The organism is Vibrio sp. 1288, assembly GCF_033344475.1.
Map to the genome: position 1 here is coordinate 1 of NZ_JAWPOX010000023.1, position 26,467 is coordinate 26,467.

Annotated in this window: 21 protein-coding genes; 12 read left to right on the plus strand and 9 right to left on the minus strand. The window is 45.3% G+C overall.

The genetic code is table 11. From position 1 onward, the window contains the following. Positions 1-111 precede the first annotated feature (111 nt). The 5 genes from ampD (at position 112) to lpdA (ending at position 8,161) form a co-directional block, all read left to right on the plus strand. The gene (gene ampD / locus R8O11_RS16670; RefSeq protein WP_042521337.1) at positions 112-663 is read left to right on the plus strand and encodes a 1,6-anhydro-N-acetylmuramyl-L-alanine amidase AmpD; all 552 of its coding nucleotides are present in this window, start codon (positions 112-114) and stop codon (positions 661-663) included. A 405-nt stretch (positions 664-1,068) separates the two neighbouring features. After that, the gene (gene pdhR, locus R8O11_RS16675; RefSeq protein ID WP_005379989.1) at positions 1,069-1,836 is read left to right on the plus strand and encodes a pyruvate dehydrogenase complex transcriptional repressor PdhR; all 768 of its coding nucleotides are present in this window, start codon (positions 1,069-1,071) and stop codon (positions 1,834-1,836) included. 48 nt (positions 1,837-1,884) lie between these two features. Further along, a complete protein-coding gene (gene aceE, locus R8O11_RS16680; RefSeq protein WP_005386612.1) occupies positions 1,885-4,548 on the plus strand; it encodes a pyruvate dehydrogenase (acetyl-transferring), homodimeric type in 2,664 nt (887 codons plus the stop codon). Between the two features lie 19 nt (positions 4,549-4,567). Beyond that, positions 4,568-6,466 (plus strand): pyruvate dehydrogenase complex dihydrolipoyllysine-residue acetyltransferase, encoded by a 1,899-nt coding sequence (gene aceF / locus R8O11_RS16685; RefSeq protein WP_005386611.1) that lies wholly within the window; start codon positions 4,568-4,570, stop codon positions 6,464-6,466. A gap of 267 nt (positions 6,467-6,733) precedes the next feature. Beyond that, the gene (lpdA, locus tag R8O11_RS16690; RefSeq protein WP_005379993.1) at positions 6,734-8,161 is read left to right on the plus strand and encodes a dihydrolipoyl dehydrogenase; all 1,428 of its coding nucleotides are present in this window, start codon (positions 6,734-6,736) and stop codon (positions 8,159-8,161) included. Between the two features lie 138 nt (positions 8,162-8,299). Here the strand turns inward: lpdA and opaR are convergent, their stop codons facing one another. Next, positions 8,300-8,914 carry a transcriptional regulator OpaR gene (gene opaR, locus R8O11_RS16695; RefSeq protein ID WP_005379994.1) on the minus strand — a complete coding sequence of 205 codons (615 nt, stop codon included), beginning with the start codon at positions 8,912-8,914 and terminating at the stop codon, positions 8,300-8,302. Positions 8,915-9,233: 319 nt separating this feature from the next. Between opaR and hpt the strand changes: the two genes are divergently transcribed. Beyond that, positions 9,234-9,764, plus strand: a complete 531-nt coding sequence (hpt, locus tag R8O11_RS16700; protein ID WP_005379995.1) for a hypoxanthine phosphoribosyltransferase — start codon at positions 9,234-9,236, stop codon at positions 9,762-9,764. Between the two features lie 78 nt (positions 9,765-9,842). On the opposite strand, the gene can is transcribed toward hpt, so the two are convergent. After that, positions 9,843-10,511 (minus strand): carbonate dehydratase, encoded by a 669-nt coding sequence (gene can / locus R8O11_RS16705; RefSeq protein ID WP_005379996.1) that lies wholly within the window; start codon positions 10,509-10,511, stop codon positions 9,843-9,845. A 281-nt stretch (positions 10,512-10,792) separates the two neighbouring features. On the opposite strand from can, the gene R8O11_RS16710 reads away from it, so the two are divergent. The 4 genes from R8O11_RS16710 (at position 10,793) to R8O11_RS16725 (ending at position 15,459) form a co-directional block, all read left to right on the plus strand. Then, positions 10,793-12,463 (plus strand): SulP family inorganic anion transporter, encoded by a 1,671-nt coding sequence (locus tag R8O11_RS16710; protein ID WP_318194285.1) that lies wholly within the window; start codon positions 10,793-10,795, stop codon positions 12,461-12,463. Positions 12,464-12,713: 250 nt separating this feature from the next. Then, complete coding sequence (locus tag R8O11_RS16715) at positions 12,714-13,631, plus strand: ABC transporter ATP-binding protein (protein WP_213872708.1); 918 nt, start codon at positions 12,714-12,716, stop codon at positions 13,629-13,631. Then, a complete protein-coding gene (locus R8O11_RS16720) occupies positions 13,632-14,402 on the plus strand; it encodes an ABC transporter permease (protein WP_064368758.1) in 771 nt (256 codons plus the stop codon). Positions 14,403-14,529: 127 nt separating this feature from the next. Further along, positions 14,530-15,459 carry a Kdo(2)-lipid IV(A) acyltransferase gene (locus tag R8O11_RS16725; protein ID WP_064368757.1) on the plus strand — a complete coding sequence of 310 codons (930 nt, stop codon included), beginning with the start codon at positions 14,530-14,532 and terminating at the stop codon, positions 15,457-15,459. 52 nt (positions 15,460-15,511) lie between these two features. Here the strand turns inward: R8O11_RS16725 and panC are convergent, their stop codons facing one another. The 7 genes from panC to sfsA form a co-directional block, all read right to left on the minus strand. After that, positions 15,512-16,417, minus strand: coding sequence for a pantoate--beta-alanine ligase (gene panC, locus R8O11_RS16730; protein ID WP_005380005.1), 906 nt, complete (start codon positions 16,415-16,417; stop codon positions 15,512-15,514). A gap of 11 nt (positions 16,418-16,428) precedes the next feature. Beyond that, the gene (panB, locus tag R8O11_RS16735; protein ID WP_005386592.1) at positions 16,429-17,223 is read right to left on the minus strand and encodes a 3-methyl-2-oxobutanoate hydroxymethyltransferase; all 795 of its coding nucleotides are present in this window, start codon (positions 17,221-17,223) and stop codon (positions 16,429-16,431) included. Positions 17,224-17,247: 24 nt separating this feature from the next. Next, the gene (folK, locus tag R8O11_RS16740) at positions 17,248-17,733 is read right to left on the minus strand and encodes a 2-amino-4-hydroxy-6-hydroxymethyldihydropteridine diphosphokinase (protein ID WP_213872707.1); all 486 of its coding nucleotides are present in this window, start codon (positions 17,731-17,733) and stop codon (positions 17,248-17,250) included. Continuing rightward, positions 17,730-19,097, minus strand: coding sequence for a polynucleotide adenylyltransferase PcnB (gene pcnB, locus R8O11_RS16745; RefSeq protein ID WP_005386589.1), 1,368 nt, complete (start codon positions 19,095-19,097; stop codon positions 17,730-17,732). Before pcnB ends, folK begins: the two co-directional genes overlap by 4 nt. A gap of 102 nt (positions 19,098-19,199) precedes the next feature. Beyond that, positions 19,200-20,063, minus strand: a complete 864-nt coding sequence (gluQRS, locus tag R8O11_RS16750) for a tRNA glutamyl-Q(34) synthetase GluQRS (RefSeq protein WP_005386586.1) — start codon at positions 20,061-20,063, stop codon at positions 19,200-19,202. A gap of 95 nt (positions 20,064-20,158) precedes the next feature. Next, positions 20,159-20,605 carry an RNA polymerase-binding protein DksA gene (gene dksA / locus R8O11_RS16755; RefSeq protein WP_005386584.1) on the minus strand — a complete coding sequence of 149 codons (447 nt, stop codon included), beginning with the start codon at positions 20,603-20,605 and terminating at the stop codon, positions 20,159-20,161. 136 nt (positions 20,606-20,741) lie between these two features. Next, positions 20,742-21,458, minus strand: coding sequence for a DNA/RNA nuclease SfsA (gene sfsA, locus R8O11_RS16760; RefSeq protein ID WP_005380023.1), 717 nt, complete (start codon positions 21,456-21,458; stop codon positions 20,742-20,744). Positions 21,459-21,524: 66 nt separating this feature from the next. On the opposite strand from sfsA, the gene hrpB reads away from it, so the two are divergent. After that, on the plus strand, positions 21,525-23,993 hold the full coding sequence (gene hrpB, locus R8O11_RS16765) for an ATP-dependent helicase HrpB (RefSeq protein WP_213885643.1): 2,469 nt from the start codon (positions 21,525-21,527) through the stop codon (positions 23,991-23,993). After that, positions 23,986-26,358, plus strand: a complete 2,373-nt coding sequence (mrcB, locus tag R8O11_RS16770) for a penicillin-binding protein 1B (RefSeq protein ID WP_053306758.1) — start codon at positions 23,986-23,988, stop codon at positions 26,356-26,358. Before hrpB ends, mrcB begins: the two co-directional genes overlap by 8 nt. Positions 26,359-26,467 lie beyond the last annotated feature (109 nt).

A 26,467-nucleotide genomic window follows, 5' to 3' on the forward strand; every position in this document is an offset into this window, starting at 1 on the left:
TGTTGTGTGTGTTCTTCATCGCAAATCTTGTCTTGAAAGGGAGATGGCAACGAATGATACTCTCCGGTGTCAATAATTTCAGCAGTTAATTTGCAAAGTAGAGAGGTTGATATGCGCCCAATTATCGAGAATGGCTGGCTGACACAGGCAAAGCATGTTCCGTCACCATTTTTTGATGCCCGCTCTGATATAAACGACATCTCTCTGCTGGTGGTACACAACATCAGTTTGCCTCCTGGGCAGTTTGGTGGACCATATATAGAGGACTTCTTCACTGGCAAGCTAGACCCAAATGAACATCCATTTTTTGAAGTTATTCACAAAATGGGCGTTTCTGCACATTGCTTGATTAAAAGAAACGGCGAGGTTGTTCAATTTGTTTCTTTTCTTGATAGAGCATGGCATGCCGGTCAATCCAGTTTCGCGGGCAGGGAGCGTTGTAATGACTATTCCATTGGTATCGAGCTTGAAGGGACAGAATTTACTGCCTACACAGAAGCGCAATATCAATCACTTGCAGAGATTACTGAGGTGATTATGCAGTCTTATCCTCAAATCACCCCGCCACGAATTACCGGTCATCAATATATTGCGCCCTTGAGAAAAAGCGATCCTGGTCTAAGCTTTGATTGGGTGAAATATAGACTGCTTATACAGCGTTGATTTGTAGCGAAAGTGTAAATTCAAAAAAGCGAAATAAATAAGGCATACGATCAGGTATGCCTTTTTTTGATACCAGAAATATTAATGATTGTTAAAAGTTAACTACATTTTTACGCTCGCACATGCCGTTTTGGTGAATAAATAGACTGATAATTTTGTCATTTTCTGTATTTCTTTTCCAAAACTGCTAGCACGTCGACTTCCCATTTGTATGCTTTATGTAATTGGTCATACCAATTCTATTGCTGTTTTAACAGTCGATTGTTATCAGAGTGTTGGAAGTAAGCTCGTTCTATGATTTAGGTCAATTTTCGGCTGGACAGTGGCGTTTTAATTATGTTAATTTCTGCACCAACTTAAAATTGGTATTACCAATTACCTGCAAGAGTAGAAGAACAATAAATTATGGCTTATCAAAGGATTCGTCAGCCAAAACTCTCTGATGTTATAGAACAAGAGTTAGAAAGGTTGATAGTGGAAGGAACATTGTCTCCGGGGCAACAACTGCCTCCAGAGCGTGAACTGGCAAAACAGTTCGATGTGTCTCGTCCTTCAGTCCGAGAAGCCATTCAACGCTTGGAAGCGAAGCGTTTGTTGACTCGTCGCCAAGGTGGCGGAACATTCGTAAGTGAGAATATCTGGAAGAGCTTTTCAGATCCCTTGTTGAATTTGTTGTCTAGTCATTCTGAAACCCAGCTTGATGTGCTTGAGTCTCGTCATGCGATGGAAGGAATTTCAGCCTACTTTGCAGCTTTACGTGGTACCGAAGAAGATTTTGCGCGTATTCAAGGTTGCCTTGAGCGCATTAGCCAAGAGCAAGCAAACAACGATATCGAAGCTGAATCTGCGGAAGTAATGCAATTTTTGATCGCTTTGACAGAAGCCGCGCACAACGTGGTTTTGTTGCACATTGTTCGAAGCTTAGCACCTTTGCTTGAGCAAAATATTCTACAAAATTTTAAATTACTACGTCGCCGCCCAGAAGCGGTCGAGAAAGTCAGTAAACACCGAGCCAATATCGTGGATGCGATTGTTTCTGGTCAGCCTGAAAAGGCGCGAGAAATGTCCCACTCGCACTTGGCTTACATCGAAGAAACATTGTTGGATTTGACTCGAGAAGAGTCTCGACGAGAGCGTTCTCTACGTCGAATTCAGCAGGGTAATGACTCGTAAGAGCGTTACTTAAATAAGTAGATCCAACCAACAGAAGGATAGATCGCCATGTCTGATATGAAGCATGACGTAGATGCACTGGAAACTCAAGAATGGCTACAAGCGCTTGAGTCAGTTGTACGTGAAGAAGGTCTAGAGCGTGCTCAATTCCTATTAGAGCAAGTTCTAGATAAAGCACGTCTAGACGGTGTTGATATGCCAACAGGTATCACAACTAACTACATCAACACGATTCCTGCAGACCAAGAACCAGCATACCCAGGTGACACAACACTTGAGCGTCGTATTCGCTCAATTATTCGTTGGAACGCTATCATGATCGTTCTACGTGCATCTAAGAAAGACCTAGAGCTAGGCGGCCACATGGCGTCTTTCCAGTCTTCTGCTGCGTTCTACGAGACATGTTTCAACCACTTCTTCCGTGCACCAAACGAGAAGGATGGTGGCGACCTAGTTTACTACCAAGGTCACATTTCACCAGGTATCTACTCACGTGCATTCGTTGAAGGTCGTCTAACTGAAGAGCAGCTAGACAACTTCCGTCAAGAAGTAGACGGCAAAGGTATTCCTTCATACCCGCACCCTAAACTGATGCCTGAATTCTGGCAGTTCCCGACAGTATCGATGGGCCTAGGTCCAATCGCTTCTATCTACCAAGCTCGTTTCCTTAAGTACCTAGAAGGCCGTGGTCTTAAAGATACTTCAGAGCAGCGCGTTTACGCGTTCCTAGGTGACGGTGAGATGGATGAGCCAGAATCACGTGGTGCTATCTCTTTCGCTGCGCGTGAGAAACTAGACAACCTATGTTTCCTAATCAACTGTAACCTACAGCGTCTAGATGGCCCTGTAATGGGTAACGGTAAGATCATTCAAGAACTTGAAGGTCTGTTCAAAGGTGCTGGTTGGAACGTAGTGAAGGTAATCTGGGGTAACAACTGGGATTCACTACTAGCTAAAGATACGACTGGTAAGCTTCTACAGCTTATGAATGAAACGATCGACGGCGACTACCAAACATTCAAATCAAAAGATGGCGCGTACGTACGTGAGCACTTCTTTGGTAAGTACCCAGAGACAGCTGCACTTGTTGCTGACATGACTGACGACGAAATCTTCGCACTTAAGCGTGGTGGTCACGAGTCTTCTAAGCTATACGCGGCATACAAAAACGCGGCAGAAACTAAAGGTCGTCCAACAGTAATCCTAGCTAAGACTGTTAAAGGTTACGGCATGGGTGAAGCGGCTGAAGGTAAGAACATCGCGCACCAAGTTAAGAAGATGGACATGACTCACGTACTACACCTACGTGATCGTCTAGGTCTTCAAGACATCCTAACTGACGAAGCAGTGAAAGAGCTTCCGTACCTGAAACTTGAAGAAGGTTCAAAAGAGTACGAATACCTACACGCTCGTCGTAAAGCGCTACACGGCTACACGCCACAGCGTCTACCAAAATTCACTCAAGAATTCATCGTTCCTGAGCTAGAAGAATTCAAGCCACTACTAGAAGAACAGAAGCGTGATATCTCTTCTACTATGGCATTCGTACGTGCGCTAAACGTTCTACTTAAGAACAAGAACATTGGTAAGAACATCGTTCCTATCATTGCTGACGAAGCACGTACATTCGGTATGGAAGGTCTGTTCCGTCAAATCGGTATCTACAACCCGCACGGCCAAACTTACACACCAGAAGACCGTGGCGTTGTTTCTTACTACAAAGAAGCGACTTCAGGTCAGGTTCTACAAGAAGGTATCAACGAGCTAGGTGCTATGTCTTCATGGGTTGCTGCTGCGACTTCATACTCGACAAACGACCTACCAATGATCCCGTTCTACATCTACTACTCAATGTTCGGCTTCCAACGTGTTGGCGACATGGCGTGGATGGCTGGTGACCAACAAGCACGTGGTTTCCTACTAGGTGCAACTGCGGGTCGTACAACGTTGAACGGTGAAGGTCTACAGCACGAAGACGGCCACTCGCACATTTTGGCGGGTACGGTTCCTAACTGTATTTCTTACGACCCAACATTCGCGTACGAAGTAGCAGTAATCATGCAAGACGGTATCCGTCGCATGTACGGTCCAGAACAAGAAAACGTGTTCTACTACCTAACGCTAATGAACGAAAACTACGCAATGCCAGCAATGCCAGAAGGCGCTGAAGAAGGCATCCGTAAAGGTATCTACAAGCTAGAAACTTACACGGGCGACAAAGCGAAAGTTCAGCTAATGAGCTCTGGTACTATCATGAATGAAGTACGTAAAGCAGCTCAAATCCTAAGCGAAGATTACGGTGTTGCTTCTGATGTTTACTCTGTAACGTCATTCAACGAACTAACTCGCGATGGCCAAGATGCAGAGCGTTTCAACATGCTTCACCCAGAAGCGGAAGCGAAAGTACCTTACATCCAAACAGTAATGGGTACTGAACCTGCTATCGCAGCAACTGACTACATGAAGAACTACGCAGAGCAGGTTCGTGCATACATTCCTGCTGAGTCTTTCAAAGTTCTTGGTACTGATGGCTTCGGTCGTTCAGACAGCCGTGAAAACCTACGTCGTCACTTCGAAGTGAACGCAGGTTACGTAGTAGTAGCAGCGCTAACTGAACTAGCGAAACGTGGCGAAGTTGAGAAATCTGTAGTTGCAGAAGCAATTAAGAAATTCGACATCGACACAGAGAAAACAAACCCGCTATACGCTTAATTAAGAAGGTAGATAAGAAATGGCAATCGAAATTAATGTACCAGACATCGGTGCGGATGAGGTTGAAGTTACTGAGATTCTTGTAAGCGTTGGCGACAAGGTTGAAGAAGAGCAGTCTCTGATCACAGTTGAAGGCGATAAAGCTTCTATGGAAGTTCCTGCTTCTCAAGCGGGTATCGTTAAAGAAATCAAAGTTGCAGAAGGCGACAAGGTTTCTACTGGTTCTCTAATCATGATTTTCGAAGCCGAGGGTGCAGCTGACGCTGCACCTGCTCCTGCGGCAGAAGCAGCTCCAGCAGCAGCTCCAGCTCCAGCAGCAGCGGCAGAACTAAAAGAAGTTCACGTACCAGACATCGGTGGTGATGAAGTAGAAGTTACCGAAATCATGGTTGCCGTTGGCGACAGCATCGAAGAAGAGCAATCTCTTCTAACTGTTGAAGGCGACAAAGCTTCTATGGAAGTTCCAGCGCCATTCGCAGGTACTCTAAAAGAGATCAAAGTTGCAGCAGGCGATAAAGTATCGACTGGCTCACTTATCATGGTATTCGAAACAGCAGGTTCAGGCGCTCCAGCAGCACCAGCGGCAGCTGAAGCTCCTGCGGCAGCAGCTCCAGCAGCGTCTGCGGCAAAAGAAGTGAACGTTCCAGATATCGGCGGCGACGAAGTTGAAGTTACTGAGATCATGGTTGCGGTTGGCGACACAGTGGAAGAAGAGCAATCTCTAATCACTGTTGAAGGTGACAAAGCTTCTATGGAAGTTCCTGCACCATTCGCTGGCACAGTTAAAGAAATCAAGATTGCAGCTGGCGACAAAGTGTCTACTGGCTCACTAATCATGGTATTCGAAGTGGCGGGTGCAGCACCTGCTCCTGCAGCAGCTCCAGCTCCAGCTCAAGCGGCAGCACCTGCAGCTCCGGCTCCTAAAGCAGAAGCTCCGGCGGCAGCAGCTCCAGCAGCGACTGGCGATTTCAAAGAAAACGATGAGTACGCTCACGCGTCTCCAGTTGTTCGTCGTCTAGCGCGTGAATTTGGCGTTAATCTTTCTAAGGTTAAAGGTTCTGGTCGTAAGAGCCGTATCCTAAAAGAAGACGTTCAAGCTTACGTGAAAGATGCACTTAAGCGTCTTGAGTCTGGCGCAGGTGCAGCAGCATCTGGCAAAGGCGACGGCGCGGCTCTTGGTCTACTACCATGGCCAAAAGTGGACTTCAGCAAGTTTGGTGAGACAGAAGTTCAACCGCTATCTCGCATTAAGAAGATCTCTGGCGCAAACCTACACCGTAACTGGGTAATGATCCCGCACGTTACACAGTGGGATAACGCAGACATCACGGCTCTTGAAGCATTCCGTAAAGAGCAAAACGCGATTGAAGCGAAGAAAGACACTGGCATGAAGATCACACCACTTGTGTTCATCATGAAAGCGGTAGCTAAAGCGCTTGAAGCGTTCCCAGCGTTCAACTCTTCTCTATCAGAAGACGGTGAGAGCCTAATTCTGAAGAAATACGTGAATGTTGGTATCGCGGTAGATACACCAAACGGTCTAGTTGTTCCTGTATTTAAAGACGTGAACAAGAAAGGCATCTACGAGCTATCTGAAGAGCTAATGGCGGTTTCTAAGAAAGCACGTGCTGGTAAGCTAACTGCGGCTGACATGCAAGGTGGCTGTTTCACTATCTCTAGCCTAGGCGGTATCGGCGGTACAGCGTTTACTCCAATCGTAAACGCACCAGAAGTTGGTATCCTAGGTGTGTCTAAGTCAGAAATGAAACCGGTATGGAACGGTAAAGAGTTCGAACCGCGTCTACAACTTCCACTGTCTCTATCATACGACCACCGTGTGATCGATGGTGCTGAAGGTGCGCGCTTCATCACTTACCTAAACTCATGTCTATCTGACATTCGTCGTCTAGTTCTGTAATAGAAATTAGATGAATGAGAGGCGGCAACTTAGCCGCCTCTGCTAATCATAATTACCGACAATTTGGTTATCAGCCTTGCTTCGTTCAGGGTTTTCACAATCGAATTGTTGTCTAGCTCACAGGCTAAATTGATTTACTTTTCACACCATTAACATCTCTGTAAACTGTTAGCGGTCTGAAAATAACTGTTTAAAACAAATCTCTCTTAAACATAAAAAATCGATACCCACTCAGCCTGTTAGGGATAATGACTACAAGAGGTCAAAATGAGCAAAGAAATTAAAGCCCAAGTTGTTGTACTTGGTTCTGGTCCTGCTGGTTACTCCGCTGCATTCCGTTGTGCGGACTTAGGTCTTGAAACTGTACTAGTTGAACGTTACAGCACGCTTGGCGGTGTATGTCTGAACGTGGGTTGTATCCCATCTAAAGCACTGCTTCACGTTTCTAAAGTAATTGAAGAAGCGAAAGCGATGGCTGACCACGGCGTTGTGTTCGGTGAGCCTCAAACAGACATCAGCAAAATCCGCATCTGGAAAGAAAAAGTTGTTAACCAACTAACTGGCGGCCTAAGCGGTATGGCTAAGATGCGTAACGTAACAGTAGTTAACGGTTACGGTAAGTTCACTGGCCCTAACTCTATCCTTGTAGAAGGCGAAGGTGAGCCAACAGTTGTTAACTTTGACAACGCAATCGTTGCGGCTGGTTCTCGTCCAATCAAACTGCCATTTATCCCGCATGAAGACCCACGTATTTGGGACTCTACTGACGCTCTTGAACTAAAAGAAGTGCCAGAAAAACTGCTTATCATGGGCGGTGGTATCATCGGTCTAGAAATGGGTACGGTTTACCACTCTCTAGGTTCTAAAGTTGAAGTTGTTGAAATGTTTGACCAGGTAATTCCTGCAGCAGACAAAGATATCGTGAAAGTATTTACTAAGCGTATCAAAGACAAGTTCAAGCTAATGCTAGAAACGAAAGTAACAGCAGTTGAAGCAAAAGAAGACGGTATCTACGTTTCAATGGAAGGCAAGAAAGCGCCAGCTGAAGCTGAGCGTTACGATGCGGTTCTAGTTGCTATCGGTCGTGTACCAAATGGTAAGCTAATCGACGGTGAAAAAGCGGGTCTAGAAATTGACGAGCGCGGCTTCATCAACGTTGATAAGCAAATGCGTACTAACGTTCCTCACATCTTCGCGATCGGTGATATCGTTGGTCAACCAATGCTTGCTCACAAAGGTGTGCATGAAGGTCACGTAGCTGCTGAAGTTATCTCTGGTAAGAAGCACTACTTCGACCCTAAAGTTATCCCTTCAATTGCGTACACTGAGCCAGAAGTGGCTTGGGTTGGTAAGACTGAAAAAGAAGCGAAAGAAGAAGGCATCAAGTACGAAGTAGCAACATTCCCATGGGCAGCATCAGGTCGTGCAATCGCATCTGACTGTGCAGACGGTATGACTAAGCTAATCTTCGACAAAGAAACTCACCGCGTAATCGGTGGTGCTATCGTTGGTACTAACGGTGGTGAACTACTTGGTGAAATCGGCCTTGCAATTGAGATGGGCTGTGATGCAGAAGATATCGCTCTGACTATCCACGCTCACCCAACTCTACACGAGTCTGTAGGTCTAGCTGCTGAAGTATTTGAAGGTTCAATCACTGACCTGCCAAACAAAAAAGCAGTTAAGAAGAAGTAAGCTTTTTCTGACTGAATGATAGAAGCCGCTGCATTGCAGCGGTTTTTTTATGCTTGTTATATAGGAATATAAATGTGTGCTTAGCAGACAATAAAAAGCCCACCAAACGGTGGGCTGACATATATTACGAGCTAAGCTTTAGTGTTCACGGTTGTAAATGCAAAGCATATCTAAGTATGAATTCACTAGATGTTTCAGCTCCGCTTCACCTTTAGCGCGGTTCGCTTGGACAAACAGTGAGTAACAAATACCGTGGAACAGGTTTGCCAAGTGTTCTGAATCGTGCTGGTCACACACCTCACCGCGTTCAATTGCTTTAATGAACATGTTTTGTACCAGCAACTGGTTAGTACGGTTAGTTGAAACAAACAATGGCCATACTTCATCACGTGTTGAAGCACTCCACTCGAACCATACTTTTAGCCAGTGACAGTCTTGGCTGACAAGCTCAATCATCGCATTAGTAATATTGGCGATGTTTTCACGTGCATGTAAGTCTAGGTCTATGTTATCCGATAGGAAGTTTGAGAACTGACGTACGACGTGATTGAGAACTTCATCCACCAAGTCTTCGCGTGTAGGGAAGTAGTTAAAAACAGTCGCCACAGAGACTTGAGCAATTTCTGCGATATCTGCGTGACCACCACGACCGATGCCGCGGCGCGCAAATACTTCCAATGCGATTTCCATTAACTGTTGCTTACGCTTAATTGGAGAAAGCCTAGTTCTAGGTCTCTTTGCAATTGAGTCCATATCCATTTTCCTTGCCATTTGAGTTGATATTGGGGGTAACCCCCTAATTGATTATTTTAATAGTTGCTTAAAGCAGTGATGAGTGTAATGGTGCATATGCACAAGGTCAACATCTGTAGAACAATTTATATACAGTAATGTCATTATTATTGATAAATTTAGCTATGAACTTTATAAAACTAAGACCTTCTTCCAAGATTTTTTGGCAACAGGATGCGACTTTCAACCCAATGAACGTGGTGATACACTACACGCCGTAAGATTAGGTGATCGTTTGCGTGCGACTTACCTCAACCCACAAATTTAGATTGAGCACAGTATGAAACATACAATAGAAGTCATGATTTCTGAGCAAGAAGTTCAGGAGCGAGTTCGTGAATTAGGCAAACAAATTACAGAGCGTTATCAAGGTAGTGAAGATCTTGTGTTGGTAGGCTTATTGCGTGGCTCATTTGTATTTATGGCAGACTTGGCACGTGCTATCGAACTGACTCACCAAGTTGATTTTATGACAGCGTCAAGCTACGGCAATACGATGGAAAGCTCACGTGACGTTCGTATCTTGAAAGATTTGGATGATGACATCAAAGGTAAAGACATTCTGCTTGTTGAAGACATCATTGACACTGGTAACACACTAAATAAAATCCGTGAGATTCTTTCGCTACGTGAGCCGAAGTCTATCGCTATTTGTACGCTCCTAGATAAGCCATCTCGTCGTGAAGTGAATGTTCCTGTGGATTGGATTGGTTTCGAAATTCCAGATGAATTTGTCGTTGGGGTGGGTATTGATTACGCGCAGAAATACCGCCACTTACCATACATCGGTAAAGTTGTACCTCAAGAATAATCATTGAGAGCAGCATTAAAAATATAAAAAAAACGCCCATCTAAGATGGGCGTTTTTTGTTCAACTTTTAGATATGACTTAGCGACAAAGCAGCTTGTTATCTGTATTTAGAATCGTCGAAAGAGCTTTCTGGTAAGACGCTTCTACGGTTTCCTTAGAGTTAGAACGAATGCCTAAGTACTCTAAGCGACCATCTTCAATTCCGTATACCACACCATGAATTTCAACATCTTGTCCACGCTCCCAAGCGTTTTGCAGGATGGTTGAGTTACCCAAGTTGTACACTTGCTCTGCAACATTAAGCTCGCCTAGTTTATCCGCTCGATCTTGTTGCGGCATTTGATCTAGGTAAGTGCGGTGTTTGAAATAGATATCTCTGATATGTAACAGCCAATTATTAATAAGACCTAGCTTAGGGTTATCAATGGCTGCATTTACGCCACCACATCCATAGTGTCCACAGACAATGATGTGTTTAACCTTAAGAACGTCTACGGCGTACTGGACGACGGATAGACAGTTGAGATCAGTATGGATAACTTGGTTTGCAACATTCCGATGAACAAAGAGTTCACCTGAGTATAGTCCGGTTAGTCGCTCGGCAGGGACGCGGCTATCAGAGCAGCCAATCCAAAGAAAATCAGGCTTTTGCCCCTCAGCGAGTTTTGCGAAGTATTCAGGTCGATCAGATTTGATCTCTTGAGACCATTTCGAATTGTTTTCAAATAACTGTTTTATTTCCGGCATTTTGCAAACTACTTCCCTTAAAAGACAAAATCGCTGTCGCTGTTTGTGTGCACATGCAAGCGATCAGTGTTGTAACTATACACAATGTTACAATTTCGATCTCGTTAAATATTCGTCAGATAGGACTCATCTGACTAGTTTTCATTAAGAAAAAAGTAAAATCTGGTGAAACTATTTGTGGTGTGAATTTAGCCTTAATCTATTTATGGTTTAAATTTTCGCCTAGCTCGTTAAAGTAGTGATATTTTACTTTTTAAAATTGAATGCAGGGAAAATCAGCAGTGTTCGGTAGTCGTTTTGAAGATATCAATTTCAAAGGGGATGTATTTGGCGGGGTAACCACGGCGATTATCTCTCTCCCTCTGGCGTTAGCGTTTGGTGTTGCATCCGGAGCCGGTGCTGAGGCCGGCCTTTGGGGAGCAATAATGGTCGGTTTGTTTGCCTCGTTATTTGGTGGTTCTAATACGTTAATATCAGAACCGACAGGGCCAATGACGGTAATCATGACCGCAGTATTAACCAGTATGATGGCGAAATACCCAGAAACGGGCATGGCTATGACTTTCACGGTTGTCATGATGGCTGGCGCGTTCCAAATCCTATTGGGGACGTTAAAACTGGGTAAATACGTTACCTTGATGCCTTACAGCGTTATTTCCGGGTTTATGTCTGGCATTGGTGTGATTCTTATCATTCTGCAGTTATCGCCTTTGATGGGGCATGCCGCGCCTTCAGGGGGAGTACTCGGAACGTTATCTGCTTTGCCGGAGACCATTTCTAACCTTAAGTTCAGTGAGTTGTTTTTGGGACTACTGACTTTGGGGATTCTTTTTTTCTTCCCTAAGCAATATCGTAAATACGTTCCTGCACAGCTCGTGGCATTGGTCGCGGTGACTTTATTGTCTGTGATTCTCTTTGATACAGAAGATATTCGTCGTATCGGTGAAATTCCTGCTGGGTTACCTTCCCTCGTCGCCCCTTATATTGGCACAGATATGTTTGTCGAGATGGTCATTGATGCATTAGTGCTCGGCACATTAGGTTGTATTGATACTTTGTTAACGGCGGTTATCGGTGACTCATTAACTCGTAAAGAACACGACTCAGATAAAGAGCTGCGAGGTCAAGGGTTAGCTAACATGATCTCAGGCTTGTTTGGTGCGCTGCCAGGGGCGGGGGCTACCATGGGGACGGTAACGAATATCCAAGTTGGGGCTCGTTCGCCATTATCTGGTGTGATTCGTGCACTAATGTTGGCGTTGGTTGTACTGGTTGCTGGCGGATTAACAGAGCCAATCCCGATGGCTGTGTTAGCAGGCATTGCGGTGTATGTTGGCTTTAACATCCTAGACTGGAGCTTTATTCAGAGGGCACATAAGGTAAGCTTTTCCGGAATGGCGGTGATGTATGGCGTTATGTTGCTTACAGTATTCGTTGATCTTATCGTTGCGGTGGGTTTAGGCGTCTTTATCTCGAACATTATCATCATCGAGCGTTTGAGCCGAGAGCAGGCGCGACAAGTAAAAGCGATCAGCGACGCGGATGAAGATGATGTGCCGCTGACTGACAGCGAGCGTGGTTTGTTGGATCGTGCTAATGGTAAAGTGCTGTTCTTTTATCTTTCCGGTCCGATGATCTTTAGTGTTTCTAAAGCCATTTCACGTCAGCACTCTAGTATTTCTGACTATGACGTGATGATTCTCGATCTTACGGATGTACCAATGATTGATGTGACCGTCGGTTTGGCGTTAGAGAATGCGATTAAGGATGCTCTCGATGCCAATTGTGCCGTGTATTTATTATGCCCGAATGAGCGAACACGAGAACAGCTAGAGAAATTCCATGTGATTGACCTTGTGCCTGATGAAAATATGTACCAATTCCGTTACGAAGCATTGAATGCGGCGGTGGCACATGTTGAGGCAGACCAGTATCAGCGCATAACGGCGTAATCATTCTGACAGTTAAAAACGCAACAGTGTCCTGTTGCGTTTTTTTATGCTCTATTTTGTCTTACTCAGAGATAACCTTTACGAGGTAAGGGTTGTATTTCCAATATTATCGAAAGGTTTATTTGTAATCATCGTTATTCAACGATAAACTGATGGACCTCCAATACGATACCCAAGGCGATTTTGTAGTAAACCGCTGATAAATATGAGTCGGTATTAGTAATCACAAACAAACGGCAATCAAGACCTTATGTACGCATTAGAAATTGAACAACTGCGCAAGACGTATGCAGGTGGCTTTGAGGCGTTAAAAGGTATAAGTCTCCAAGTGAAAAAGGGTGACTTCTACGCGCTTCTGGGTCCCAATGGTGCAGGAAAATCGACCACGATTGGCATCATTTCCTCCTTAGTGAATAAAACCTCCGGAACGACGAAAGTTTTCGGTTATGACATTGATACCGACCTCGAATTGGCCAAGCAGAATTTAGGCTTGGTGCCACAGGAGTTCAACTTCAACCAGTTTGAAACCGTTGAGCAAATTGTGATGCAGCAAGCTGGCTATTACGGTGTGTCTAAAGTATTAGCCAAAGAAAGAGCAGAAAAATACCTGAAAAAATTGGATTTATGGGAAAAACGCCAAGAGCGTGCTCGTAACCTATCCGGTGGGATGAAGCGTCGTTTAATGATCGCAAGAGCTTTGATGCACGAGCCGCAATTACTCATTTTAGATGAACCAACGGCTGGAGTGGATATTGAACTACGCCGCTCAATGTGGGGGTTTCTGAAAGAGATCAACCAAGAGCAAGGAATTACGATTATTTTAACGACACACTACCTAGAAGAAGCGGAGATGCTGTGTCGAAATATCGGCATTATTAATAGTGGTGAGCTGATTGAAAATACCACCATGAAGGCGTTACTAGGTAAGCTAAGCGTCGAGACATTTATCTTGGATATTGAGTCAGAAGTCGAGGTGCCTGAGCTTGAAGGTGTTAATCGACAAAGTATTGTTGATGGCTCTTTAGAGATAGAACTAGATAAGAGCCAAGGATTGAATTCGGTATTCAGTCAGTTAACAGAGCATGGCATTAAAGTTCTCTCAATGCGTAACAAAGCCAACCGACTTGAAGAGTTGTTTGTCAGCATTGTAAGAGAGGGGAGTAATTAAATGTACGGTTTATATTGGACGGCATTTCGCAGCTTGCTGAGCAAAGAAGTCACTCGTTTTACACGTATTTGGGTGCAAACCTTAGTGCCGCCAGCCATTACGATGACGTTGTACTTCATCATTTTCGGCAATCTTATTGGCTCTCGAATTGGTGAGATGAGCGGCTTTAGTTACATGGAGTACATTGTTCCAGGTTTGATCATGATGTCGGTGATCACTAACTCATACTCGAACGTGGCGTCGTCATTCTTTAGTGCAAAGCTACAGAAGAATATTGAAGAACTGCTGGTGGCACCGGTACCAAACTATGTGATTATTGCTGGCTATGTGATGGGCGGCGTGACTCGAGGTTTGTTGGTCGGTGCAATTGTTACTTGTGTGTCACTTTTGTTCGTTGATTTGCAAGTGGAGCACTGGGGCATTATTGTCGCGACTGTCTTCATGACGTCGGTGGTATTTGCTCTCGGTGGCTTGATCAATGCGGTTTACGCAAAAACGTTTGATGATATTTCGATCATCCCTACGTTTGTATTGACTCCTTTAACTTACTTGGGAGGAGTCTTTTATTCGATTAGTCTGCTGCCTGAATTTTGGCAAGGCGTTTCTAAGATCAACCCAATCGTCTACATGGTGAATGCGTTCCGCTACGGCTTTTTAGGTGTCTCGGATGTGGGCATTGTCACTTCATTTAGTGTACTTGTAGTGTTTGTTGTTGCACTGTATGCCATTGCGCATTATCTAGTAACCAAAGGGATTGGGCTAAGAAGCTAAGCCATTCTCATAAAGCAAAGAGCGGCGATTCACGCTGCTCTTTCGCGTGCATAACAATACATACCCATACAATTTTTCGGTTTTTATCATGGTAGGTTTCAATCATTTGTAATAAATGAGTGATCCTATGAATATTGTCCCGCCGCCGCCTTTCTCCTATCAGTTACTTAAGCCCAAATATTGGTCTGTATGGCTGGCATTTGGATCTTTAGCGATTCTTGTTAATGTACTGCCATACGTAGTATTGCGAATCTTAGGTAGAAGCATCGGCTGTATTGCGATGCATGTAATGAAGCGCCGACACAAGATCGCTCTGCGTAATCTCCAGCTGTGTTTCCCTGATTTTACGGATTGGCAATGTAAGGACGTAGTACGAAAAAACTTTCAATATACTGGAATGGCGATCATCGAAACCGGTATCGCTTGGTTTTGGCCAGATTGGCGGATACGTCGGATAACCTCTATTGTTGGAAAAGATCGTTTACTCGCTGAGGAAAATAATGGACGTGGTGTGTTGGTGGTGTGCAGTCACCATTTAAACTTGGAGATAACCGCTCGTATTTTTAGCCAGTTTGCCCAAGGTTATGGCGTTTATCGCCCAAATTCGAATCCTGCTTATGAGTTTATTCAACATCGAGGTCGAACTCGTTTTGGACATCAAATGATTGATCGAAAAGACGTGAAATCAATGCTCAAAGTTCTGAAGAATGGTCATCGACTTTGGTATTTGCCCGACCATGATTATGGCGTTAGCCATTCTGTTTTTGCGCCGTTTTTTGCTGTTGAACAAGCGGCGAGTACCGTCGGGTCTAGTGTTCTCATTGATGCAACAAAGTGCGCGGTTATATCTGGCGTTACAGTGAGTAAAAATCACCATTACACGCTGTACATTGGAAAAGACATTAGCGAGCGTTTCGAGAGACGTAATGCGATTAAAGCGGCAAGCATCTTGAACCAAGAGCTTGAGAAAATGATAAAACGTGATATTCCAGCGTGGATGTGGCTGCACAAGCGGTTTAAAACTCGCCCTGAAGGGTTGGATTGCGTCTATACGTAGAGTATAAAAAGGTCGACTAAGAGTCGACCTTTTTACTTTTATGACTCAGAGCTTACTCTGCGCTCTCTGAGTTTGTATTGTTAGATTCAGCTTCTTCCTTCGCTTCGACAACCATATCTACCGTTTGGTTATCGATAAGACGAGCCTTGCCTAGGAACGCAGACATCAGAATGACAGCTTGTGTCGTTTCTGGTGTGATCACTTGTAATGTACGAGCATCACGAATGAAGATCTCATCAGGGTGCAGACCTGCAGCTCGAAGTTGGTCGCTTGCATCTTCGATGATCGATGCGTAGTCATCGCGGCCACCGCGAATGGCACTGCTGATCCAACGCATTGTACGAGCAAGTACAGGCGCACGTTGACGCTCGTCCAGCGTAAGCAAGCCATTGCGTGAACTCATTGCTAAACCGTCCATTTCACGTACGGTTGGTACACCGATGATTTCAATGTCCATTGCTAGGTCATCAACCATCTTGCGGATAACAGCAAGTTGTTGGAAGTCCTTCTCGCCGAAGCACGCGACATCCGGTTGTACGATGTTAAACAGCTTATTCACAATCGTCGTCACGCCACGGAAATGACCTGGTCGAGACGCGCCTTCGAGAATTGTTGATAGGCCAGGGACATCGACGAAGGTTTGCTTGTCCAGACCTTCTGGGTAGATAACTTCTGGTGTTGGCGTAAATACCACATCGACCCCTTCAGAGGTTAACTTGCTTAAGTCTTCCTCTAGCGTGCGTGGGTAATTATTTAAATCGTCTGCACGATCAAACTGCATCGGGTTAACAAAGATGCTTACGACAACGATATCAGCGTATTCGCGTGCTTTACGCACTAAGGTTAAGTGGCCTTCGTGAAGGTTGCCCATGGTAGGGACAAACGCCACTTTACGACCTTCACGTTTAAAGGTTTTAAGGTGTTCACGAACTGCTGAGATTTCCGCAAAAGTTTGCATGCATTTATCCTCTAGGCAATGGTATGAGCGTCGTCTGGGAATACACCGTTGGCTACATCTTCAATGTATTTAGTAACGGCTTTGCGCATATCACCTGTTTCAGCAAGAAAGTTTTTGGAGAATTTCGGCATGTAGTTGGCAGAAATACCAAACATATCATGCATTACGAGAATTTGACCATCTGTTACGTTACCTGCACCAATACCGATAACAGGAACGTCAAGCACTTGCGTAATACGTTCAGCAAGCTCAGCTGGTACGCATTCTAGTAAGACGATTTGAGCGCCTGCTTCTTGCAGCGCTAATGCGTCTTTTACCATGCGGTCTGCTTTTTCTTGATCGCGACCTTGGATTTTGTAACCACCAAAAATATTAACAGCTTGAGGAGTTAAACCAAGATGAGCACAAACTGGAACTGATCGTTCAGTGAGCATTTTCACCGTGTCGACAAGCCAGTCACCACCTTCAATTTTTACCATATTGGCACCAGCACGCATCAGTTTAGCCGCATTTTCGCAAGCTTGCTCTGGCGTGGTGTAGCTCATGAATGGCATGTCTGCCATCAACAAACAATTTGGGCTACCAGCGCGTACGCAACGAGTATGGTAAGCGATATCATCGACCGTTACTGGCAGAGTATCGTTGTGACCTTGCAAAACCATACCTAGAGAATCACCAACAAGAAGTACTGGCATTTCTTGGCTTTCAAACAGTTGGGCAAAGCTCGCATCATAAGCGGTTGAAGTAGCAAATTTACGACCTTCTTGCTTCCACTTGATTAGGTCGTTGATGGTCATTTTTTTCATGGTTTTATCCTTACTAGGAGTTGGCTATGACTGCCAGATACTGAGGCCGTTTCTATCTACTTGTTCCAGTAGTTTAGAGACCTCGGTCCCATCAGGGAGTTGTAAACTTGGTGCAATTTCCGCAAGAGGGTAGAGTACGAATTCACGCTCTTTCATTCCATAATGAGGAACGATCAGCCTCTCGGAATTAATCACCTCATTGCCATAAAGCACAATGTCGAGGTCCAAGGTTCTTGGTCCCCAGCGTTCGTCTTTACGGACACGCCCTTGTTCTTGCTCTATGGCTTGTGTGCAATTGAGCAATTCAATAGGCGTCAAACTGGTGTTAATAGACACAACCGCATTGATGTAATCCGGTTGGTTTTGTGGCCCCATTGGCGTGCTGCTGTATAGCGAAGAAGCTTGAACAAACTCTGATTTAGGCAGCGTTTTTAATGTTTCAATCGCTTGCTTCGCTTGGCTGACAGGATCAGCCAAGTTACTGCCTACCGCAATGTACGCTGTAATCATGATTTGGGCTTACTCTTTTTCTTGCGATAAGTTTTACGGCGGCGCTGGCCTGTTTTCGGTGATTGACCGTCTAAGTCGGCAGCCATTGCTTGACGCATTTCTCGGCCTGCATTTTGAAAAGTTTCCCACCACTTGGCAAGCTTCTGAGTGTCACCACCTTCAATTTCACCGCGCATTTCAAGAAAATCAAAGCCAGCTCTAAATTTATTGAGCTCCATAAGACGGAATGCACGTTTACCGTTACGTCGTGGAAGACGAAGCTGTAACTGCCAAATCTCGCGAATGGTTGCCGTGTGGCGTCTTGGAATGGCAATTGTGCGAACTTGCTCGTCAAGAATGATGTTGCTCGCTTCCATAATGGCGTCGTAATGGCCTAAGTTGCGCTCTTCCATCAGTTCATCGGCTTTCGCACACAGTGGGTACCACAGCATTGCAGCAAACATAAATGCTGGATTGATGCGTTTCCCATCTTCGATGCGCATGTCGGTAGAATCTAGGACAAGATCCAACATCTGCTCAGTGTGAGAGGAGTAATCTTCTGTAAAGTGCGCTGCAATCGTCGGGAATAGTTGCTGGAATAGGTTGTACTCACGCAGTAGGTGGTAGGTTTCTAAGCCATGACCGGATTGCAATAATTTGAGTGACTCTTCAAAAAGACGCGCTGACGGAATGTCACCGAGCAACGGTGCCATGTGTTCGATTGGCGCTGCGGTGTCTTCTTCAATATCAAAGTCTAGTTTTACCGCGAAACGAACCGCACGCAGCATGCGCACAGGGTCTTCACGGTAGCGTGTTTCTGGATCACCAATCAGTCGAATTAGGCGATCTTCTAAATCTTCAATACCACGTGCGTAGTCGTGAATCGAGTAATCTGCGATGTTGTAGTACATCGAGTTAATCGTGAAATCACGGCGCTCAGCATCTTCATCGATGGTGCCGTAGACGTTGTCACGCAGCAGCATACCCTCTTTTGATTGCTGAGAAATGCTCTTATTCTTTTGCTCTTGGTGGTGACCACGGAATGTCGCAACCTCAATGATGTCTCGGCCAAACATAATATGAGCCAAGCGGAAGCGGCGACCAATCAAACGGCAGTTACGAAATAGCTGTTTGATCTGTTCCGGCGTTGCGTTGGTCGCAATGTCAAAATCTTTTGGTTTTTGTCCAAGCAGTAAGTCTCGAACCCCGCCACCCACAAGAAAAGCATCGAAACCAGCACCATTTAGGCGGTACAGTACCTTCAGCGCATTATCACTGATCTGCTTACGCGAAATGTTGTGCTCTTCACGAGTTATTACATTGAGAGCGAGCTCTGGAATTGTGGCAGGTTCGCTTGGTGTATAGTCGTTTGTATTCATGTGCATCTGGCAATAACTGGGTTTAATCCAATCTTGCTTTGGTTAGTTTTATACGCCTCTAGGGCCTAATTTGCGGCTAATGATAGCCTACACAATGCCATTTGAGAATCACGGTGTGATCTCGATCTCTGCTGGAAGCTGTTCCAAGCGCCAGTTTTCGCAGCCCCAACGAAGAATATCTTCTATGTTGGCCGCCCTTACGGTTTCAGGTATCTCGAAACCTAAAAATGTCATGGCGCGCAATAGAGTAGGTTTTGGTGTATCTATATCAATAGCCGTCGCGTGATTTTGTTTCGACAATTTATTGCCGTTGTTGTCCATCGCCAATGGTAAATGCAAGTAGCTAACTTCAGGCTGACCAAGTATTTGGTACAGGCTAATTTGACGCCCTGTCGGCTCGATTAAGTCTGCACCTCGCACGACTTCTGTGACGCCTTGGTCGATGTCGTCCAATACTACCGCAAGATTATAAGCAAATAATCCATCTCGACGTTTAATAATGAAATCTTCATTAACGAGTTGCTCTGGAATAGTAATGGTTCCCCGCTTTTGGTCGAGGAAATGAGCGACAGGCTTGGTCATTTTTAGGCGAATCGCGCCGTCTTTCAAGTTTTTATCGCGGCAAGTGCCAGGATAAAAACCGCCATGCTCTTTAATTTGCTTACGAGTACATTGGCAATAATAGGCTTCCCCATTTTCGAGCCATTTGTTTATTTGAGCTTGGTAAAGGTCGTGACGTTCGCTCTGGTATACCACTTCTCCATCCCAATGCAGCTGATAGGCCTTGAGTGCCTCTAGGATAAGTTGCGCTGCACCTGGCATTTCTCTTGGTGGGTCTAAGTCCTCAATACGTACTAACCAAGCTCCGTTTTGTGCTTTCGCTTGAAAATAACTGCCAAGAGCGGCAATCAGTGAACCAAAATGCAGTGGACCAGAAGGAGATGGGGCGAATCGACCTACATAGCGTGTCATGCGTGTATCTCGAATTTAGTAAACAAATAGGGTGCGAAGGTAGCCAAAACAAAAAGGGAGCCTGAGCTCCCTTCAACAATCATAATGCTGGGTGATTAACCTTGCATTTGCTTCTCTTTGATTTCTGCAAGTGTTTTACAGTCAATACAAAGGTCAGCGGTTGGACGTGCTTCAAGACGGCGAACGCCAATCTCTACGCCACAAGACTCACAGAAGCCAAAATCGTCTTCTTTGATTTTATCCAAAGTCTTTTCAATCTTCTTGATCAAACGGCGTTCGCGGTCACGGTTACGCAGTTCTAGGCTGAACTCTTCCTCTTGAGAGGCGCGGTCAACTGGATCTGGGAAGTTTGCTGCTTCGTCCTGCATGTGGTGAACAGTACGATCCACTTCAGCTCTTAGCTGGTCGCGCCAAGCTGTTAAGATTTTCGTAAAGTGTTCAACCTGCTCTGGTGACATGTACTCTTCACCAGGTTTTTCCTGATATGGCTCCACGCCGGCAATGGCTAGGATGCCTATCGTTTTCTTCTTTGATTCTGGCATACAGCATCTCCTACTTACACCTAGTCAACTGCTACGCAGTCAATTTAAGGCGGGTATCTATAGCAAAAAGAGGCGGTGCAAGCAAATACTGAATCGCAAAGTTATCGTCAATGTGAAGACGACATCATTTTTTCTCTTAATTGATAAAATCAATAGCGGAAATCAGCTTCATTCCAGTATCGCTCAGTTCAGCTTTGTAGCAGAGAACTTCCACTCCAGCGTCTTGTGCTTGTTTGAGTAATAGTGAATATTTCGCGTCTATATGGTGCGCCGCGGATACTTTTTCAATACCTGAATGTAAAACAGTGAATAAAAGTATGGCCCTACTTCCATTTTGTGCCATTTCTGTGAGCTCTCTCAGGTGTTTTTGTCCCCGAGTCGTGACCGCATCTGGGAAGTATCCTTGTCCAGTAGAGTCGGTCTCATCAAGAAGAGTGACGCTTTTCACTTCTATATAGCACTTTGGCTTGTCGTCTGCGCTGAGCAAGATATCAATTCGGCTATTTTCATTACCGTATTTCACCTCAGTTTGAAGTGTGTCATAACCATAAAGCTCTGAAATGACATTATTTTCAATAGCCTCTACGGCTAATTGATTGGCGCGCGCGGTATTGATACAAATACGGTGGCCTTGTTCGGTTTCACTCAACTCCCAACTATTGGGGTATTTTCGTTTCGGGTTGTCGGAAGTAGAAAACCAAACCTTGTTTCCGGGCGTTGCACAACCCGTCATTGCACCTGTATTTGCGCAGTGGATTGTACGGATTTCACCAGTATCGAGCTCGATATCGGCAAGAAAGCGTTTATAACGTTTGAGTAGAGTGGCGGACTCTAAAGCGGGTGTGAAATGCATTTGCTTATTTAGACAAAAAATTTTTTATGTACAATGTTGCCACCATTACACCATAAGGTATTTCCTTTGTCACAATTGCCGATTGAAGCCGTGATGCCTGAGTTGCTGACGGCGGTCAAAAATCAACATCAAGTGATCTTAAAAGCGGCGCCTGGTGCCGGTAAGTCGACTTACTTCCCTTTGCAGTTACTCTTAAATCATTCGGTTGCTGGAAAAATCATCATGCTTGAGCCAAGACGACTCGCGGCGCGTAACATTGCCCGTTATCTTGCTGAGCAATTGGGAGAACAAGTTGGTCAACGCGTGGGTTATCGAGTTCGTGGCGAGGCAAAGGTAAGTTCTGCAACGCAGCTGGAGATCGTGACCGAAGGGATCATGACCAGGATGATCCAAACTGACCCTGAACTGGATGGGGTTGATCTACTGATCTTTGATGAGTTTCATGAACGCAGCATTCATGCCGATACCGCTTTGGCATTCAGTTTAGAAGTTCAAGAGGCATTGCGAGACGATCTCAAGCTGGTGGTAATGTCGGCAACGCTTGACCAACAAGCATTACAATCGTTGTTGCCGGAAGCCAGTTACATTGAATCTGAAGGGCGCAGCTTTGATGTGGCAATGCGCTACCAGCCGTTAGGTGTGAACGAGCATTTACCTACGAGTATGGCAAAAACAATAGAAAGTCTTATGAACAAAGAGTCTGGATCTTTGTTAGCTTTCCTACCGGGTGTTGGTGCCATAAAACAAGTTGAAGAGCGGTTGTCTCATTTAGCGGATGATATCGACGTATGCCCACTTTATGGTCAACTGAGCTTTGCAGATCAACAAAAAGCGATTACGCCAGCAGAACAAGGTAAGCGTAAAGTCGTTCTAGCGACCAACATTGCAGAAACTTCACTAACGATTGAAGGCATTCGCCTCGTCGTTGATTCTGGGTTAGAGCGTATTGCCCGCTTTGATTTGAAAAACGGTTTAACACGCTTAGAGCAAACACGCATTGCACAGTCTTCAGCGATTCAGCGTGCAGGACGAGCGGGACGAATAGAAGAGGGCATTTGTGTTCGTCTTTATTCTGAAAACCAGTTCAAGCAGCAACCGCTGGTTCCCCAACCCGAAATTTTGCATTCCGATTTAGCTAGTTTAGTTATGGAGCTTGCCTTTTGGGGAGCGAGTGATATCCACGATCTAAAGTGGCTTGATGTTCCCGCTAATGCGTCATTGGAACAAGCGAAGCAGCTATTGGTGTCATTGGGACTACTGACGGAAAAAGGGCAATTAACGTCCGAAGGAAAACAGGCGCATGAACTAGGCGTTGAGCCTCGTGCGGCTGCGATGCTAATTAAAGCGCTATCTTACAGTGATAAGATGTTAAATGCTGCTTTGGCGGCGGTCGCACTGATTGAAGAGCCAGAGAGAAATGTTACCAATATCGCTCATAGCTTGCATCGTTGGCTTGTTGGTACTCATCCAAAAAAGTCGATGTTGTTCAAGCGTGCTCAATCTCTGGCGTACAAATTGGATACGGTATTTGACCTGAAAGGCGTGGATGAAGATGCATTACCGCTGGTGTTAAGTTTGGCATTTCCAGATCGCATTGCGCAGCAGCGCACAAATCAATTTGGGCGATTTACTTTGGCTAATGGTCATGGTGCAGAATGTCATCAGGAAGACATGCTAGGTGGCTGTGAGTATTTGGTTGCCGTTGACTTAATGCGTTCTCATTCTAATTCAAGTCAAATTCATTCGGCATGTGAATTGGATGTCAATATATTGCGAACGACCTTTGATACGCTATTTTCGTCTGAAGAAGTAGTGGACTGGGATGAAAAAAGAGGCCGTCTAATAGCTGAGCGACAAACAAAACTCGGTCTGCTGGTCGTTGAACGCGAGCCGTTGCCAAGCCCGGGCAAAGAAAAAATGACACAAGCTTTACTCACGTATGTCCGCCGCCAGGGCTTACAGAGTCTAAACTGGACACCGGCAGCGGAGAGCTTGTTGGCTCGGATTCGTTGTGCGGTGGAATGGTTACCTGAGCAGTCATGGCCAGTGTTTGATGAAGCCAGTTTGCTGGATTCATTAGAGGAGTGGTTAGAACCATACATGACGTCTGTCAGCTCGGTTAAAGACCTGAGCAAGATAAACTTGGTCGAAGCGCTTAATGCTCTATTAGGTTGGCCACTCAATCAACAACTGGATGAATGGTTACCTGAGCATTACCAACTACCCACAGGTTCAAAGAAGCGTATCCGTTACCAATATGGCCACGAGCCGATATTATCGGTGCGTATGCAAGAAGTATTTGGGGAGAGTGGTTCCCCAACGGTAGCTCTTGGCCGCAAGCGTTTGGTGCTTGAACTGCTTTCACCGGCACAACGTCCATTGCAAGTAACGTCGGACTTGGCGGCTTTCTGGAACGGAAGCTACAAAGACGTTCAAAAAGAGATGAAAGGGCGCTACCCAAAACACGTTTGGCCAGATGATCCTGCCAATCATGTAGCAACAACGAAAACAAAAAGACAATTGAATAATGACTGACAGCAAGAAGCCTAGCGCGAAAAAAGCGCCAGCGAAGAAAAGTACAACCAATAAAGGAACCGCAAAACAGACTCGACGTACGCCGAGTAAAAAGCCGACTAACGAGAAACGTTCGTGGTTGAAAGTTCTGTGGTCGTTTAGCTGGAAAGCTGGCGTTGCACTTGCCGCTGTTTTGCTGTTTGTTGGGATTTACTTAGATAGTGTGGTGAAAGAACGCTTTGAAGGCCAGCTGTTTGAGCTGCCAACGGTGGTTTATGCCCGTATCTTGAATCTAAGCCCTGGTGAGAATATCACCATCCAAGAACTGCGCAACGAGCTAGATGTGTTGAATTACCGTAAAGTGAGTCAACCTCGTTACCCAGGCGAATATTCCTCTTCTTCCACTCGGATTGAATTGATTCGTCGTCCATTCGAGTTTGCCGATGGTCCTGAGCCAGATCGTCACATTATGCTGCATTTCTCTGATTCCGGTTTGCAACGTATTCAGTCTTTAGAATCTCGAGGAGACCTTGGTTACTTGCGCCTAGAACCGAAGATGTTGGGCATGCTGGAGAAAGACCGTGATGAACAGCGCCTTTTCTTACGTCGTGATCAGTTCCCTGAAATTTTGGTGGATGCACTGCTTGCGACCGAAGACCGGGATTTTTATCAACATGACGGGGTGTCACCGCTCGCGATTGCACGTGCATTGGTTGCGAACATTAAGGCGGGTCGTACTGTTCAAGGTGGTAGTACGCTGACTCAGCAATTGGCAAAAAACCTGTTTTTGACTCGTGATAAAACACTGTGGCGTAAAGTTCGAGAAGCGTATATCGCGCTAATTTTGGATTACCGTTACAGCAAAGATCGTATTTTAGAAGCCTACCTAAACGAAGTGTACCTAGGTCAAAGTGGAGGTGAAGCGATCCACGGGTTTGGCTTGGCGTCGCGTTACTATTTTGGGCAGCCAATTCAGGAGTTGCGAATCGATCAACTGGCGATGTTAGTTGGGATGGTAAAAGGACCGTCTTACTACAACCCAATTCGTTACCCTGAGAGAACGAAAGAGCGTCGTGATCTCGTTCTGCGCCTGTTAATGCAGCAAAACATGTTGACTTCAGAGCAGTATGAACAAGCTGTAAGTCGTCCACTCGATACGCAAAGCAAGCCACGTATTGCGAGCCGTCAGCCAGCTTATTTCCAACAATTGAGCATTGAATTAAAAGAAAAAGTTGGGGAGCGATTTAAAGCAGAGACCGGACTGCGCGTATTTACGTCTCTGGACCCAGTATCGCAAAGCAAAATGGAACAAGCTATCGCGAAAAAGATCCCAGAACTAGCTAAACGGGGTGGTAAAGAGTTAGAAGCCGCTGCTGTGGCCGTTGATCGCCATAGTGGTGAAATCCGTGCGATGGTTGGTGGTAAACGTGTCGGTTATGAAGGCTTTAACCGCGCGCTCAATGCCAGTCGTCCAATTGGTTCTTTAGTGAAACCAGCGATTTACTTAACGGCTCTAGAACAACCGGATAAATACAACCTAGGCACGACGCTACACGACACGCCGTTAAGTCTGAAGAGCAGTAAAGGTAACGTGTGGACGCCGCGCAACTACGATAGAAAATATCGTGGTGATGTGCCACTTTACATTGCTTTAGCGAAATCACTTAACGTACCAACCGTGCGCTTAGGTATGGCACTTGGCATTCCTGAAGTCTCCAATACTTTAGAGCGTTTGGGCGTGAACAAAGACGAAATTCGCCCAGTGCCTTCGATGTTTTTGGGTTCGTTTTCTTTGACGCCATTCGAAGTCGCACAGATGTATCAGACTCTGACGAATTCAGGTAAGCGTGCAAAACTGACCGCTCTGCGCTCAGTCATGGATATGGAAGGTAATGTGCTGTATCAATCCTTGCCTCGTTCATCAAGAGCCGTGGATGAACAAGCAGCATGGCTAACGACCTACGCGATGAAACAAGGGGTTGCTCAAGGCACTGGCCGCTTCTTACAAAGCCAGTTTGGTTGGGCTGCATTGGCAGGAAAAACGGGTACCAGTAATGACAACCGCGATAGTTGGTTTGTCGGTGTTGATGGTCGTGAGGTGACGACAATTTGGCTAGGCCGCGACGATAATAAACCCGTGAATCTAACGGGGTCGAGTGGTGCATTACGAGTGTACGCAGAGTACTTGAAGCAGCGTATTCCTGAGCGTTTAGAGCTCCCATGGCCAAGAGAAATCACCACATTAGGGTTCAAGCCTACATCTGATGGAGGTTTAGAAATGAACTGCCGTAGTGATTACAAACTGCCGATTTGGGATAAAACCGGTCAGATAAAGCAACAGTGTGAGAAGAAATCAAACTGGTTAAATAGCATATTTGATTGGTAGCATCGCCAAATCAACAACATTAGCTTGTTTATCTGATTAATTCTTAGTACATATTAGGGCGTGTTAGTACAGTACTGCTAGCACGCCCTACTTGATCAGATATTCAATA